15 protein-coding genes are annotated in these 15,596 nt (G+C 31.2%); all 15 read right to left on the reverse strand.

The window, feature by feature from the left end:
• Positions 1 to 35: 35 nt before the first annotated feature.
• A complete protein-coding gene (locus V1468_RS15150; RefSeq protein WP_331811049.1) occupies positions 36 to 1,043 on the reverse strand; it encodes a glycosyltransferase family 4 protein in 1,008 nt (335 codons plus the stop codon).
• Complete coding sequence (locus V1468_RS15155) at positions 997 to 2,241, reverse strand: O-antigen ligase family protein (RefSeq protein WP_331811050.1); 1,245 nt, start codon at positions 2,239 to 2,241, stop codon at positions 997 to 999. Before V1468_RS15155 ends, V1468_RS15150 begins: the two co-directional genes overlap by 47 nt.
• 121 nt (positions 2,242 to 2,362) lie before the next feature.
• The gene (locus V1468_RS15160; protein WP_331811051.1) at positions 2,363 to 3,439 is read right to left on the reverse strand and encodes a glycosyltransferase; all 1,077 of its coding nucleotides are present in this window, start codon (positions 3,437 to 3,439) and stop codon (positions 2,363 to 2,365) included.
• The gene (locus tag V1468_RS15165; RefSeq protein WP_331811052.1) at positions 3,436 to 4,554 is read right to left on the reverse strand and encodes a glycosyltransferase; all 1,119 of its coding nucleotides are present in this window, start codon (positions 4,552 to 4,554) and stop codon (positions 3,436 to 3,438) included. The genes V1468_RS15160 and V1468_RS15165 overlap by 4 nt, the downstream gene beginning before the upstream one ends.
• Positions 4,551 to 5,699 (reverse strand): glycosyltransferase family 4 protein, encoded by a 1,149-nt coding sequence (locus V1468_RS15170; RefSeq protein WP_331811053.1) that lies wholly within the window; start codon positions 5,697 to 5,699, stop codon positions 4,551 to 4,553. Before V1468_RS15170 ends, V1468_RS15165 begins: the two co-directional genes overlap by 4 nt.
• Positions 5,700 to 5,703: 4 nt before the next feature.
• On the reverse strand, positions 5,704 to 7,077 hold the full coding sequence (locus tag V1468_RS15175) for a glycosyltransferase family protein (RefSeq protein ID WP_331811054.1): 1,374 nt from the start codon (positions 7,075 to 7,077) through the stop codon (positions 5,704 to 5,706).
• A gap of 7 nt (positions 7,078 to 7,084) precedes the next feature.
• Positions 7,085 to 7,789 carry an acylneuraminate cytidylyltransferase family protein gene (locus tag V1468_RS15180; protein ID WP_331811055.1) on the reverse strand — a complete coding sequence of 235 codons (705 nt, stop codon included), beginning with the start codon at positions 7,787 to 7,789 and terminating at the stop codon, positions 7,085 to 7,087.
• Positions 7,789 to 8,946, reverse strand: a complete 1,158-nt coding sequence (gene neuC / locus V1468_RS15185) for a UDP-N-acetylglucosamine 2-epimerase (protein WP_331811056.1) — start codon at positions 8,944 to 8,946, stop codon at positions 7,789 to 7,791. Before neuC ends, V1468_RS15180 begins: the two co-directional genes overlap by 1 nt.
• Positions 8,943 to 9,950, reverse strand: a complete 1,008-nt coding sequence (locus V1468_RS15190; RefSeq protein ID WP_331811057.1) for an N-acetylneuraminate synthase family protein — start codon at positions 9,948 to 9,950, stop codon at positions 8,943 to 8,945. Before V1468_RS15190 ends, neuC begins: the two co-directional genes overlap by 4 nt.
• Positions 9,951 to 10,046: 96 nt before the next feature.
• Entirely contained in the window at positions 10,047 to 11,060 is a 1,014-nt protein-coding gene (locus V1468_RS15195) for a glycosyltransferase family A protein (protein WP_331811059.1), read from the reverse strand.
• Positions 11,061 to 11,087: 27 nt separating this feature from the next.
• Positions 11,088 to 11,984 (reverse strand): glycosyltransferase family 2 protein, encoded by an 897-nt coding sequence (locus V1468_RS15200; protein ID WP_331811060.1) that lies wholly within the window; start codon positions 11,982 to 11,984, stop codon positions 11,088 to 11,090.
• Entirely contained in the window at positions 11,981 to 12,763 is a 783-nt protein-coding gene (locus V1468_RS15205) for a glycosyltransferase family 2 protein (protein WP_331811061.1), read from the reverse strand. Before V1468_RS15205 ends, V1468_RS15200 begins: the two co-directional genes overlap by 4 nt.
• A 4-nt stretch (positions 12,764 to 12,767) precedes the next feature.
• Positions 12,768 to 13,997: a glycosyltransferase gene (locus V1468_RS15210; protein ID WP_331811062.1), complete on the reverse strand. Its 1,230-nt coding sequence runs from the start codon at positions 13,995 to 13,997 to the stop codon at positions 12,768 to 12,770.
• Complete coding sequence (locus V1468_RS15215; RefSeq protein WP_331811063.1) at positions 13,994 to 14,746, reverse strand: glycosyltransferase family 32 protein; 753 nt, start codon at positions 14,744 to 14,746, stop codon at positions 13,994 to 13,996. The genes V1468_RS15210 and V1468_RS15215 overlap by 4 nt, the downstream gene beginning before the upstream one ends.
• Positions 14,746 to 15,579 (reverse strand): glycosyltransferase family 2 protein, encoded by an 834-nt coding sequence (locus V1468_RS15220; RefSeq protein WP_331811064.1) that lies wholly within the window; start codon positions 15,577 to 15,579, stop codon positions 14,746 to 14,748. The genes V1468_RS15215 and V1468_RS15220 overlap by 1 nt, the downstream gene beginning before the upstream one ends.
• Between the last annotated feature and the right edge of the window lie 17 nt (positions 15,580 to 15,596).

Consider the following 15,596-nt stretch of genomic DNA (forward strand, 5'->3'; position numbering starts at 1 on the left):
AAATATAGTAACATCAATTAATTTTTATATTTTTATTAAGATAAAAGCGCTTTCCATCGATGTTTTACATTTTGCCAATCGAACTGCTTTACTTTTTTCTGCATACTTTTTATAATCCTTTCTCTTAATTCATAATTGTCTAAAATCTCTGTAACTGCATCAGACATTTCATCAACATTATTAGGTTTTACCAGTAATCCATCAAGACGATCTTTTATTAAATATGGCATACCTCCTACATTAGTAGACACAACTGGCAAACCCAAGGCCATTGCCTCAATAACGCTTAAGGGTGTGTTATCAAAATTGGTTGTATTTATAAATATATTATATTCTTTAGCAAGTTTTAACCACTCTTCCTTAGGGAGTTTCCCAGTAAATTTTACATTTAAATTTAACTCTTTTACCAATTGTGTTACTTCTGTTAAGGTACCATCACTATCTGGTCCTATCATACACAATTCGGCCTTATATCCTTTCTTTATTAAGTTATCTAATAACAATACTGCTAATCTAGGATTGTAAATTTTAGAAAATGATCTCACCCAAAGCAATTTTGGTCTTTGAAATTTTTTTAACGAAAACTCATAATTTTTAGTTTCAATGGAGTTAGGGATGTATTCAATATTATGATAACCGTAAGCATTAAAAGTATCTTTTAAAAAGTCTGAAGGTGTTACTAATTTATATGCATTATCAAATAGCATTTTACTCATTTTAGGACTTTTAGCCAGTCTGCTTTCAAGATTACCACCATGCAAAATGGTTATATATTTAATGTTAAGCAACCTAGAAAGTTGCCCGATTAAAAATGCGTAGTAAAAATTAAGAGTACTGTAGGTGTCGATTATAATATAGTCTGTACTTCTACTGTTTTTTATAACAGTCAAAACCATATCTAGTAATCGTAAAACTTGATTCTGCTTTTTAGAAGCAATTTTTACAGCGCAAAACTCTCTTAAGCGCTCACCCAGCACTTCTATAGAGGTTACGTTTTTACCCTTTTGAGATAATGCGTTTCCTATGTATAGGACGTTTTTCATACTTAATGTTTAAAAGTGCTAAAGCATAAATAAATCCTGGTGCAGCAATACGCATGGCCGAATGATTTATTGTGGCAAACCAAAAAATTAAAAAAGCATAGAAAAAATAATTCTTCTTGTTGTTAACTCTATAAATAAGTGGAATTACTATTAGTATTATAAGCATTATGATACCAAGTAAACCATGCTCAGAAACAACTCTACTAATTTCATTGTGAGTAGCAACAGTAACACCTGTTTCTCTAAGTCTTCTTTCTTTCATAACACCTGCTCCAACACCAAGTAAAGGATTATCAACAAAACCTTCGAGCTCACCAAGGAAGATATCTACTCGACCTGTGGATATATCTTCTTTTTCTCTACCTCTAGCATCTTGATTAGAGTAACGCTTATCTATTAATCCACCTGTTTGATTAGAACTTATCACCCAAGTTACTGAAGAAGCAATAATAAGGATAACTAATGAAATACTTATAACACGCCTACTTCTATTACTTGATTTAAAATAAAAGACAGCTAAAAAAGCAAATATCATTAATATAGCCGTAATAATACCGCCACGACTAAAAGTAATAATACCTCTATAGCTTATGACAGCAAAAATCAATACACTTACAATTCTTTCAATGAAAAATTTTGATTTGAGAAAAAAATTGATGCAAAACACAAACATTCCAATCCCTAAAACAGTCGCTACTTGATTAGGTCCAAATCCACCTGAAGCTGCAAAATTAGATTCTGTTCCTCTAAAAATATCCTCTAAACGAACTGTGTATAAAAAGAGGTAAGTCGTTAAACTTATAATGGGTAAACCCAAATAAAAAACTACATTATTAAGTTGATTGACTTTTATTGATTTGTCATAACAAAATAGGGCTGAAACCCCTAAACAAACGGGACCGCTCAACACAAAAGCTATATTCTTTCTTAAATCAGTATCTAAACCAACGTTCGTCGAAGCAATAACAACAGATGGTATAAATAAAAAAAGATAAATTAAATAAGGAAAAGATCTATTAGACAGACCTTTAAACACCATTCCGATGAGCATAAATAGTATAACTAAATACTTTGAGGATTCATAAAATAAACCGGCTTTTGTCATTCTAAACAAAACCTCAATACCAACAATATAGGCACAAGCAGTAAGAATCGTAAATGTCTTTTCTCTTGGTGAAGTATTAAAAATTTGAAACAAAAAATAACCTATAACACCAAAAAAGTAGATCCTAGGAAAAAACCCAACATAATAAAATAGAAGCCCAATAACAATGTGTAATGCTATTGCGGTAAGGTAATTAAATCTCAAAGCTTAAATTTTATATTATTGATTTATAGATACTGATTATATCTGACAAAACGTGTTTCTCAGAGTATTCTCTAGTTACTTTTTGATTAAGATTATCTGCGCAAAATAATCTATAGTCCTTGTCTAAAATAAGCTGTTTTATAGATTCTGCAAATTGCTTGTAGTCATTTTTATCAACTAATTGGCCAAAAGACTTATCATTCACCAACAAACTACAATCACCAACATCAGTAACAACTACAGGAAGTCCTGACATTCCATACTCTAACAAGGCTAAAGGTAACCCTTCTGATTTAGACGACAACAAGCCGATCTCACATTGGCTCATTATATTTAAAATATCTGTCTTACTATCATAAAAATGAACACTTTTGTTCAACTTTAGCGATTTAATTTTAGAAAAAAATTGCCTAGAACACTTATCATCAAAGTCTTTACCCACACAATGCAAGGACCAATCAGAAAATTCGTTATTCACTATTTTGAAGGCATCTAAAAGCATTGAATGATTTTTTTGATCTCTAAGGTTTGCCAAACACAGTAACCGCTTCCCTTCCACTCCTTTTAAAAGCGTCAAGTCTTTTTGACTTTTTTTTAATACAGGAAAATTCTTGATATATTTTATCCTCTTGACAAACAAATGCTCTTTATTCCAAGTTTTTAATTTTTGGTTAACACAAAACGCATAAGAAAACCCTAGTGAACAAAGACTTAGTACTCTTTTTGGTCTTTGACTAAGCAATTCACTATTACCATAATGATCATGCCAAACAATTTTAATTCTTGGCAAAGTTAACTTTACTAATGTGGCGAAAAAATACGAAGAAGCATGCGCGTGTACAATATCAATTTTATTTAGAATTAAGTAACTTCTTAACTTAAAAATTGCTCTAAAATCGATTGTTTTAGATCGATTTAGAAACAAATATCCTACGCTTTCATCGATGGTATTTAATAATAATCCTTCTGCCCTAGTCGCACAAATATGAGAATCTATACCTAATCTTGACAAACCATTAGCGTAGTTAACTGCCAGTCGTTCTGCTCCACCAGTTTGTAATGTATCTATGAGCTGAAGTACTTTCATTTTTTATGTAGAAGCTTTTGTATTTCCTTATCAAAATAGTCTAACGTATAGCGTTGAGACCAAGATTTAGCTTCTTTAATTACAGTTTTAAAATCTTCCTTTTCTATAAAATCTATAACTTTTGCGGTTGCTACTTCTACATTATCATCTACTAAAATACCTCGTTTACCATCGTTTAACATCCATGGCACACAAGATACTTTTGTTGCTATAGGAATAACTCCAAAAAACATAGCTTCAGCTATTGCTTTGGGCCAACCTTCACTTTTAGATAGTAAAATACAAAAGTCAGAATTATTGAAGGCAGTTTTTATAGTTTCCTTATCTACGTTACCATGAAAATGCACTATGTGTTGTAAATCATTATTTGCAACATAGTTTTCAAGCGACTGTTTTAAGCTACCATCTCCATAAATATTTAAAACAACATCATAACCTTTATGCTTTAGAGCTTCGACTATTTTAATAGCTTTAAGTGGTTGTTTACCTTCAACTAAACTACCTACAAACACAAAACGGTATGTATGTGCTTTTTCTTTTTTTGATACCTTATTTATTTCTGAATCATAAAAAGATGCTGTAAAAAAAGGAAGTACATTTTTGGTCTGATTTGGCCATCGTCCATACACCAAAGCACTTATATTTTTTGATAAAAAAGTGTTCTTTAATATCCATTTTTGAATTCTATAGCTGACAGGTTGTTGACTCTTAGGATCCCAATTACCTGCATATTTTGCTGTTTTTATCTTATTTGGAAAGAATATTTGCACAAAAACACCCAGCAGCCCAATATTACCAGGACACCTAAGATGAATATGATCTGCGCTCTTGCATGCTTTAATTATTTTAAATAGTATTATTGGTAACTTAAAAAAAGAACTAACAATTAATTTTGCAGAGGTGAATTCTATACTTGGAATCGCAGAAAATTTTAGATTAGAATGTTGGTAAAATGTTTCTATTGCCGAAACCTCACCTTGTTTTAATGGTGCTATAACCTCAACATCTTCCACATGACTTAACCATATATTCATCTCGTTAATATATGGTGCATAACCATAATATTTCCCTTCGTTTAATACGTGTTGTACATGTGTAATTATGAGGAATTTCATCCTAATGATTTATAAAAATCTATATTCTTTTGAACTAAAGTATTTAAATTGTAATTGTCTTCCACATATTTTTTAGCCCTTTTTGCTATAAGGCTGCTTTCATTAGGATTATTTAATACCCATAATATACTGTTGGAGATAGAATCTATATCGTACGGGTTACAAAGTAACCCTGTTTCTTTATCTATTATGGCTTCTGGTCCAGGACCTAAGCTAGTAAATACAACTGTCTTTTCCATTGCCATAGCTTCTGGCGCTACCAAACCTTGTGTTTCCATTAAGGATGGAAATACACAAACTTCTGCCTCAGCATATTTTAGAGCCAACTCTGTTAAAGATAAACTTCCCATAAAATTTATACTATCGTCTTTTAGCTCTAACTCTGGTATTACTTCATTTTCTAAATACGCTATATATGATTTCCCATCCTTAAAATACCAGTCTCGTCCGTACAAATACAACTTAACCTCTGGAAAAGCCTCTAAGACTTTAGGCATTGCCTTGATTAATTGAGCAACACCTTTTTTCTCGCAAATAGTACCTGCAAATAAAACGGATTTGGGTTTTACTTTAACATCTGGTTTGGGTTTAAATACTTCTAGATCTATGGAGTTTGAAATGATTGATATTGGCTTATTATGATAACTTAAATACTTCTGCGTATGTGATTTTACAAATTTTGAAACGGCTATAAACGCATCTGCCTTTCGGAAAGATCTTTTTTCTTGAAAACCTTTCCACCAATTAATCTCTCTTTTTTCTGATTCTGCAAAAAAATGGTGTCCACCATGAAGCCTGATAACATATTTAATTTTGGGAATCTTTTTTATAAATGCCAAACCTAGCTCTGGAGTTTCAATGATATCTATTGGGTTTGTTTGATGAAGCGCTTTGATTTTTTTGTTAATCGCACTATAGTTAAGATACCATGTAATTCCTTTTATTTTTTTTATTCTCAGCCTATATACATCCACACCTTCGTCATTACCCATCTCTTCTTCGTTGGTATATTGATTTACTCCTATAACAGAAACCTTATGAGCTCTCTTAACTAAGGCTTTTGCAAACGTTTGGATAAAAGTACCAATACCACCATGGGGATAATTTGCTTTTGGATACTCGTGTGTAATAAAACAGATATGCATATTTTTAGGCCATTAGTTCTTTTGCAATTTCTACAGAACTGTTTTTAGTATTATCGTTAATAATATTAAACCATTCTTGAGTAACTGAGTTATTTTCTGCCATTACAGCCTTTATAATGGAGATAAAATCATCTTTAGAATTAATCCAATAAACAACATTCTTATTAGGCATGGATCTAAAATGTTGATACTTATAGATGGTATTTACAGACCAATTTTTATCTGGCTTTACATCATAGTTTAGGTAAGCAGCTGCATTCTTAAAATATGCAAAATCATGCGCCATGGTAGAACCTACATTTATAACAAGGTCACTGTGCTTACAAATGTTTGCAAGTAGATTTACGTCTTCGTAAAAAGGATAGATCTGTGTCCATTGAGATTTTGTATTACTCCAATTTGGTACGATAGAAGTAATTAAACCGTGATGCTTCTCTATAACATTGTCATACCTTCCTGATAAATCTACAGGACTTCTTCTAAATATAATTTGAATTTTATCTTTATAAATGCTCTTATTTATAGACTCTGCCAAATGATCTAAATAATAAGGATCGTATGGCGAAGTCCGTAAATCATCTCCTGAAAAACATATCGTAAACTTACTAGTATCTAAATGATATTCTTTAAAAAATAGTTCTTTTGAAACTATTTTAGCTTGCTCATAGAGACTAAACTGAGGTGTGCCTGTAATTATAACATTTTCTTGTGGTATCTCTGGGTAGTATTTTTTAAACTCATTTTTCATATACTGAGACCACACAAAATATTTACTTGTTCTTACCGTTAATCTTGCTTTTGGTAAGTTATCCCAAGAATATATGGCTCCGTAAGTGTCAATTCCTAATACTTCTGCGGCTTTAAAAACAGCTGTTGCATTTACTGCTCTTTGATGCGTACAAAAAATAACATCTGGTTTGTATTGCTTTAAAAAATCTAACTCTCGTGAGATATTTACTTCTAGAGCCTTTTGATACCTTTTTTCTAGTTTTTGAATATTACTGTAATTAGAGTAATTAATTCTTCCGAATAATTCTACAAGTTTATAAAACCACTTCTTTTTGCCTCTATGTCCCTTTTTCCAAGCAGCTATTATAGAAGGGTTATTTTCTAATTCTATATTGTGTAATAAACGAGCAAAACCAATACTTTCTCTATAAAACTTTTGTTTTACTGTCTCTTTATATTTTGGAAGTTCTTTTGTTTTTAAGGTAATATTATGCAATTGCTCCACTTCCTTTATTGCTTCTTCTGATAAAGCATGATAAATAAGTAGCTCTGCTTGTTCCTTTATAATAAGTGGTAAAATTTGAGAAAACAGATAATTTCTAATTCCTGTACCATCAGGTACTACAAATATTATTTTTTTCTTTTTCAAAATTGTACTATTTGTATTGTTTTCTCTTGGCAATGTACTGCTCTGCGGCTTTCCAATCTTCTAGTGTATCTATATTTACATCTACTTGAGATGGCGATTCTATATACGTGATTTTTGATCCGTACAGCGAATTTTCTTCTAAAACAGTACTTGCTTTTGTAATGTATATACTACCATTTCTATGATATGCAACTGGTAACTCCTGTCTTCTACTTATTATTTCGTCATCTCCTGTAGCAATATCAAGAAAGCCTTTATCATTTGCAACAAATGCCCAGTGTGGATTATATACATGTGGAATTTTTGAAACAGAAACTAAGGCGTCTGCTTCTGACGCAATAAATTTGTCTATAGCTTCATTTAAAAATTGTACTTGTCTAAACGGATAGGTTACCTGAAGCAAGCAAACAGCATCAAAATTGATTCCCTTTTCTTTATAAAAATTTAAGGCATGTTGCACAACCGACAGCGATGACGAGTTGTCTAAAGCTAACGCTTTGGGTCTTATAAACGGAGTTTCTACACCGAGATTTTTAGCAATTCCCAGTATTTCTTCATCCTCAGAACTTACTATTACTTTACTCAATTTATCTGCTCTCTGAGCAACTTCAATTGTGTATTGTATTAAAGGTTTTCCATCTAAAAGTTTTATGTTTTTTCTTGGTATTCCTTTAGATCCTCCACGAGCAGGTATTAATCCTAAAATTTTCATTAATAATTAATTGTTTTATGAAATTTTAAGTCTATCCTAGCTAAAACATCGGCAATTTTTTTTCCTGAATCACCATCTCCATAAATTTGCTCACCTTCCATTTTAGCCGTTTCAATCTGTTTTTGAATTGCTTCTTTAATATGAGTTTTGTTATAACCTACATCGATAACATTTGTTCCTCTCAATCTTCTGTTTTGTCGTGTTCCTATATTTACAACCGGAACTCCTAAAAATGAACATTCTCTAATACCTACGCTAGAATTACCGATAAGACATTTAGAATTAAATAATAACTTTAAAAAGTCATCGGACTCCATATTTTTAAAGAATCTAATATTTTTTGGCTTTTCTATTTCTCTAAAGGAGCGTATTCCGTTAGATGTACCATCTGCACCTGCGTCTACATTTGGCCAAAACCAAAACGTTGGGATATCTAACTCTTTTGCAGCATGAAGTGTTTTTAGAATATCATCTTTTGCCTTGTTATACTCATTGGTAACTGGGTGTTGCATAACAACTATATATCCATTTTTCCAATCTCCTATCTCACCAACTCCTCCGTATTTTTCAATAGGATTAAAATTTAGTTTTGGATTTTCTAAAACCATTTTTGCAATATCGATAGATGGACAACCTGTATTAAAAACAGTTTTTGGATCCTCACCCATTTTAATAACACGCTGTTTTGCATCTTCAGAGGCAACTAAATGTACATCTGCTAACTTGGTGTTTGCATGTCTTACTTTCTCATCAATATTACCTGTTACCTCACCACCTTGTATATGAATTAAAGGTATGTTTTGGTATGCTGCTGCTATACTTGTTGCTATGGTTTCAAATCTATCTGCTATAGTAATTACAGCATCTGGTTTTAAATTGTAAAACACGTTAGAAAGTTCCATAAGTCCTAAACCTGTGGTTTTTGCCATAGCTGTTTTGTTTTCACCTTCTAAAACCATAAAAACTTTTTCGTCGATACTAAAACCGTCTTTTTCAATAAAGTTAATTGCATTACCATATCTATCTAATAAAGCAGAACCAGCTACTACTAATTGTAATTGTAAGTCTTTATGCTTTTGTATTGCCCATAATGCAGTCTTTATTCTACTGTAAGATGGTCTTGCTGTTATAACAACACATATCTTTTTTACACTCATGCTAAATCATTGTAATTCAAAAAATCCCATTTCTTTTTGTCTGTTATTAGCTTTTTTCCAAGGATAGTTTCAAACGCATTTGCTGAGATACCTTGACCCTTTGGCTTTTTGGCTTCAAGATCATCAAAAGTAATTGTATCTCCTATCTTAAGATCCTTGTTAACAGCCAGAGATTTTTCAAAAATTTGCTTTAAATCAAAATATTTTGAATTATCGTTTTTATCTACTGGATTTTGCATTGCTGCTGAAATCTTCTTTACAGACGCTACAAGTGTTTTTGTTTCTTCTATTGTTAAAGAAGATTTTGCATCTGGCCCAAACATCTCTTTATGAAAAACAACATGAAATTCTAATATTTCTGCACCTAACGCTGCTGCTGCAATACATGTTGATATGTCTGATGAATGATCTGAAAAACCAACTGTAACTCCATATCTTTCCTTAAGCTCTTGTATAACGTTAAATCCGTAATTTTCTGGTGATGTTGGATATGAAGTTGTACACTGTAATATTGAAAACTTAACGTTTTTTTGTTTTAAAAAATCTACAGTTTCGTCTAATTCTTCAAAAGAACTCATACCAGATGAAACTATAACGTCTTTGCCAGTATTTGCTATCTTAGAAAGCATCAATAGGTTGTTGACCTCTCCCGAACCTATTTTATAACACTTTACATTAAGTTCTTCTAACCAATCTATGGCTAGATTACTAAATGGAGAACAGATAAACTCTAGACCGACTTCTTCGCAATGTTTTTTTATATCTTTCCATTGTTGTAATGTAAAACTTGTACGTTTCCAATACTCTAATCTTGTCTTATCTTCATAAGAAAAATTAACTCTGAAAGGCTCTTGTAAACTACTTTCTGCTTCCGCTATGTGGATCTGAAATTTTACAGCATCCACACCTGTAGACGCTAAAGCATCAATATAAGAATGAAGTATACCAAGACTACCATCGTGAGCTTGTGCAATTTCTGCTATTATATAAGGTTGTTTTTTCATTTAAAAACTAAAATACAAAGTTTACAAGAATGTTATGTCGTTTTTATGTAACTCTTATTGAGTCCTACTGATATTATTTCGTCAAGTGAATTGATTTTAATAGGATTGATTAACTCCTTTTAATTTAAAATACTGTTTTCTATACTTATGAAAAAGTACTTTTCGTAATAATTTCCCTATTTGGTATTGTAACTTATTAATAGGTTTTGCTTTAGGGAGGTTATCCAGTAAAATCATTTCAGAAGAATTTTCAGATAATTTATTTATTTCTTGATCCATCCATGGCTCAAAAACATTGCCCAGATGATATGCAAAATTACCTTTTGTTGCCAGGCGTAATAAACCTGCTTTGTCATTAGGTATATCGATATACTTATTTACACTACCACCACCTATTTTATTAAGACTGACTTCGTTAGGTGCATTCTTAAACACCTCGGATCGTAAGGTTGCTACAAAATGACCACAACCCATAACCGCAGACCCTTTATCATTAGAGATTGTAATATACTTTTCTAAGTGGATATCATCATACATCTTTCTGCCTATACTATCCTGAAACGCCATTAATCCTTCCGGTGACACTACTTTTTCAAATTTAACTCTACCCTTAAACAAACCATAATAGACTGTACTATTAAGAAAACTATTTCTATATGCCATACTATTGGGCACAGGAGATACCATACCAGCTTCTGGAAAATTAACAAAAACCTTTTCTATTTCTGTTTGCCAGTTTGGTAAAAACATAACATCTGCATCAGCAACTGTAATTAAAGGCTCTAGGTTGCTTTTTATTACAGAATACAAGGCATTAATTTTGCCTAAATTAACTTTAGACAGTAGCAATTGATCTATGCATTTATGATCTTGATGGAGACTTTTTAAATAATCAGAAACTTTGGCACAACATCCATTGTCTATTATAGATATTTTTGTTTTGGAATGTATGGTTTTGAGTAACGACTGTGTACACAACTTTAAAATTACAAGAGCTTCCTTAAAGTAATCTTCTGTTAAATTTGGAATATAAACAGGTATTATCACTCTGTGATATTGATCTATATCTAGTAGATTATCTTTTTTTTCTGGATTTGTACCTTTTCTCATAAAACCTCTTTTGGATAAATTCTGACTTTAATCAAATATTATTCTTAAAACTCTTCTTACAATAAGTTTCCAAATTCTGAAGTTAATTATCCAAAATGGATTAAGCTTAAATAAATTAACGAATGTTTTTATTCCATTTATCTTTAAATGCTTGGTCTGAGAAAAACATACATTAAGCAATAATTTGTTATAAGATTGTTTTGAAAGATTTCCTTTTTCTTTTTCTGCAACAATTATATCTTTTAAATACAAGGGTAAATCTACATACTTATGTTTGGCGTTCGAAATGTTATCTCCATGTAATCTATACAATGCCAGAGATTCATCCATATAGTAAAATTTAGTATAAAAACTGCATCGAGTCCAGTATTCAGTGTCCTCTAATGCTGCCGGAATTTCTGTATTAAACAATCCTACTTCCTCTATTACTGTACGTCTTACCAATGGTGTTGGCATTTTTAGAGTCCAATTACCAATCATTCTATGACTTACATCGCCATGCTTAACGTCCAGACTTCCTGGTCTCCCTATAGATACTCCGGTTGGTTTACCTTCTTTATCTATAACGTCACAATAGCTATGAGCTATTCCAAAGTCAGGATTTTCCTCTAATATCTTAACTTGCTTGCTCAGCTTATCTGGCAACCACAAATCATCATCATCTAAGAATGCTATATATTGCCCTTTAGACTGTTTAAAGCCAAAGTTTCTGGGTGTTGCGGGTCCGCCACTGTTTTCTATTTTATAATATGCTACATTTTTATAATGCTGACATAACGTTTGTGTCTTAGTATTTGGTGAGCCATCATCTACAACTATAATTTCTGTAGCTGGGTAGGTTTGATTAATTACACTTTCTAGAGTATACTTTAGATATTCTGTACGGTTATATGTTGGTATTATTATTGAGACTAAAGGTTTCAAAATAAGCGTTTTATTTTTATTATGACTCTTTTATAAATGCCGTTAATTGTTTTTCTTTTTGTAATGCTTAATTCTCTTTTTAGTCTGAAAAATTCAACATAATCGTCATAAAACAAACCATAGTGAGTTTTAAATGCTCTATGATCTTCTTCAAGTTTTTGCACTTTAAACTCTGGTGCATTACTTCTTCCTGTTAAATCGAACATAGCCACAGCTACCGGAATATGATTAAATATAAATTTATTACTAATATATGCTCTCAAAAAATGCTCTCTATCTCCAACAATTTTATAGCTCTCATCATAACCACCAATAATTTTGAAAACACGATTGTGTATTAAAGTACTTTGATGAGGCAAAGAGGATCTCATAAAATATTCTGGTGTTAAGGTATCTGGATATACTTTACCTCCCTCACTAAATTTATAATCTCCATAAATTATATCTCCTTCAAAATTTGGATGATTAATAAAATCATTCAGTACCGTTTTTGATGTAAAAACATCTCCAGAATTTAGAAACAAAAGATAATCTCCATTTGCATTTGCAATACCTTTATTCATGGCATTAAAAATACCTGTGTCTCTTTCCCTTATTAATACATTAATATTTTCAGCTTCTTGGTCTAATACTTTATCACTTCCGTCATCAGACATACCATCTACCACAACATACTCTATATTGGGATACGTCTGATTTTTAACAGATAGAATTGTATCTTCTAAACCTGCAACGTTATTATAATTTATGGTAATTATTGATACTTTTGGCCGATTCATTCTCTCAATTAAGAAGTTGATTATATAATGTTATGTACTTTGAAGCTTGATTTTGATATGAAAAATTCTGATCTACATAGCTTCTAATTTGCCTAGAATCAAAACTATCCTTTATATTAAAAAATTCTATGATAGTTTGTTTTAGAGCCTCTGAATTTATTTCATTTACCAACATACCATTTACCCTAGTTTCTATATGCTCTGCCATTCCGCCTACTTTAAAACTGATAACAGGAGTGCCATTAGCAAAAGCCTCTAACATTGTATTTGGTAAATTATCTTCTAAACTAGGCAAAAGTAAAACATCTGCTGCTCTGTAGGCCGCAGTAATTTTTTCGGTATCATTTATAAAACCTAAAGACCTTACCTTAACATAAGGATTTTCTACTACTATCTCACCTTTTCCTATGGTCAGTAATGTTATTGGCTCTTTTATGTTTTCTAAAGCTTGTTTGGCTTCTTTAAATCCTTTTCTTTCTATTTCTAGGGCATTAGAAACAAACAAGATAACATTTTCGTCTTCTAACAAGCCAAAATCTACTCTGGACCTTTCTTTTGTAGGTAATACATTTTCCTGCTCTATTTCTATAGAATTCTGAATTACTGTATGAATTTTAAAATTAGAAAACATACCAACTTTTAGTGCCTCATCTAAAAGCCATTGCGATGGGCTAACTATTGCACCATTACTTACATTTTTTAACGATTCCTTTTTTAAGTTATACATTTCTTTTTCCCAAAATTTAAAGTTGGGATTTTTATGCATATCTATATTATAATGAAATATCCCTTTAAACGGATTCATATCATGTAATGTAAATACTATTGGTTTTGAAACTTTTTTAAAAAAACTTGTGTAATCAACAAAATCACCTATCCAATGTAGATTAATAATATCTGCTTCTTCTACCAGTGGATGATTATGCAATTTGTACAACGAAACTGGAAGTGACACTATTTCACTTTCAATATTTGTTTTAACACTACTAAAAGTTCTTATTAGTTTTCTCTTTTTAGATGGAAATAATTTTGTTATTAGCCTATTGAAAATTGTTGGTTTTTTATAATGAAATGTAGGATCTTTAATGATAAAATCATTAAAGTTTAAGGTAAGTCCTTTAGATATAAATGCTGACTTTATTCCTTTATTTATCAAAGCTGTATGCAATCGCAAAGCAGCAATACCTGCACCTCCTCTATTTGTTGTATTGATGTGTAATACTTTTATACTCAACTTTTCAATAATATTTTGTGCGCAATTTTTCTTGAAAATTCCTTAAAATAACGTTTAAAATAGGCTTTTGGATAATTGAAAAACAAATAATCCACTAACACAACTTTTATTTTCTTGATGAGAATCCATAATGTTTCTTTTTCTTCTTTTTGCTCCCAAGAATGATCCCATAAATGTACTGCTATACTGTTTATGGTTACATACTTTTTAAATTCCTGTTCTCGGTTTTGATATGTCAACGCATAAAAGAAATCTGGATCTAATATAACTTCGTTTTCCTGTAATGTTTCTTCATTTATTATTGGCGAAAATGTGTGAGTTATTACTGGTAAAGAAAATTGATTAAAAGGTGTGGTCTTATAAAATTGATGCATAGACTTAAAGAATCGGTGACCTTTTATTCCTCCAAAAAGTGCAAAATTAACTCTATCCTCCACCTCATATCCACTAAAAAAATCATAAATAAGCAAATGGTTTATTGGCTTTAGCAAAAGCATATCTAAATCCATGTAAATCCCTCCATGTGTATATAATACAGACGTTCTTATTACATCTGCAACAAAGGCATATTTTTTTTTTCGGTAAGCATCTTTGTAGAACTTATTTTGAAATTGTTTCGTATTACTTTCGTTCCATTCTTTTATTTCAAAATCTGGTGCATAGGTTTTCCAGCTATCTAGGCATCTAAGTGCCGTTTTACTTTTTGACTTATTACCAAACCAACAATAATGGATAATTTTTGGAATCATTATTTTAATTGTTTTGGTGTCTTGCCTTTAACAACAATTAATAATATATGCAGCCAAATAGAATTTAATTTTCGAGTAAAACTATAACGCTCTAAGGCTCTCAAAGCTTTAAATCGATTTAGCTTAAAATAAGCGAGATTTTTATAATCTTCATTGAAAATACTGTAGTCTTCTTTTAAGATAGCTTGCCTTTCTTTTTTTCTTATGAGTGTACCTTCTTTCGTGGCACTTACACCGTCTAAAACACAATAGCTTAAGATTTCTGGAATTCTTTTGTAAGAGGCATTATGCCTAACTACTGCGTCTATAAAAAACTTCCAATCACTTACTATTTTTAACGTTTCATCATAATAACCAACCTTATCAAACAGTTCTCGTTTAATAAATACTCCTTGATGTGCGAAAGTCTCATTATATAAAAAAGAAAAATGTAAATCTTCAGGATGTGAATGTCGCTTTTCACCAACATTTGGAATATTATGCATCACATCAAACGCTACAAAATCTTTATTATCAAAAACCTCTAAGTGCCTAGAAATAATATTGTCATCAACTAAATAGTCCCCTCCGTTTAAAAAAAGAAGATAGTCTCCTGTAGCCTTGGCAATCCCTTTATTCATTGCATTATATATGCCATTATCGGGCTCACTAATCCAGTAACTAATATTATCTTGATATGTTTTTATGACATTAGGACTTTCATCTGTAGACCCACCATCAATAACAATGTATTCCAATTCTCTATAACCTTGTTTCACAACACTTTCAATGGTGCGCTTTAGGCCTTCTGCATTGTTAAAATTAATAGTTATAATCGAGATGTGCTTCTTCATAAATATTAGTGCTGCTT

The organism is Winogradskyella poriferorum, assembly GCF_036553625.1.
In the GTDB taxonomy this organism is placed as follows: Bacteria; Bacteroidota; Bacteroidia; order Flavobacteriales; family Flavobacteriaceae; genus Winogradskyella; species Winogradskyella poriferorum.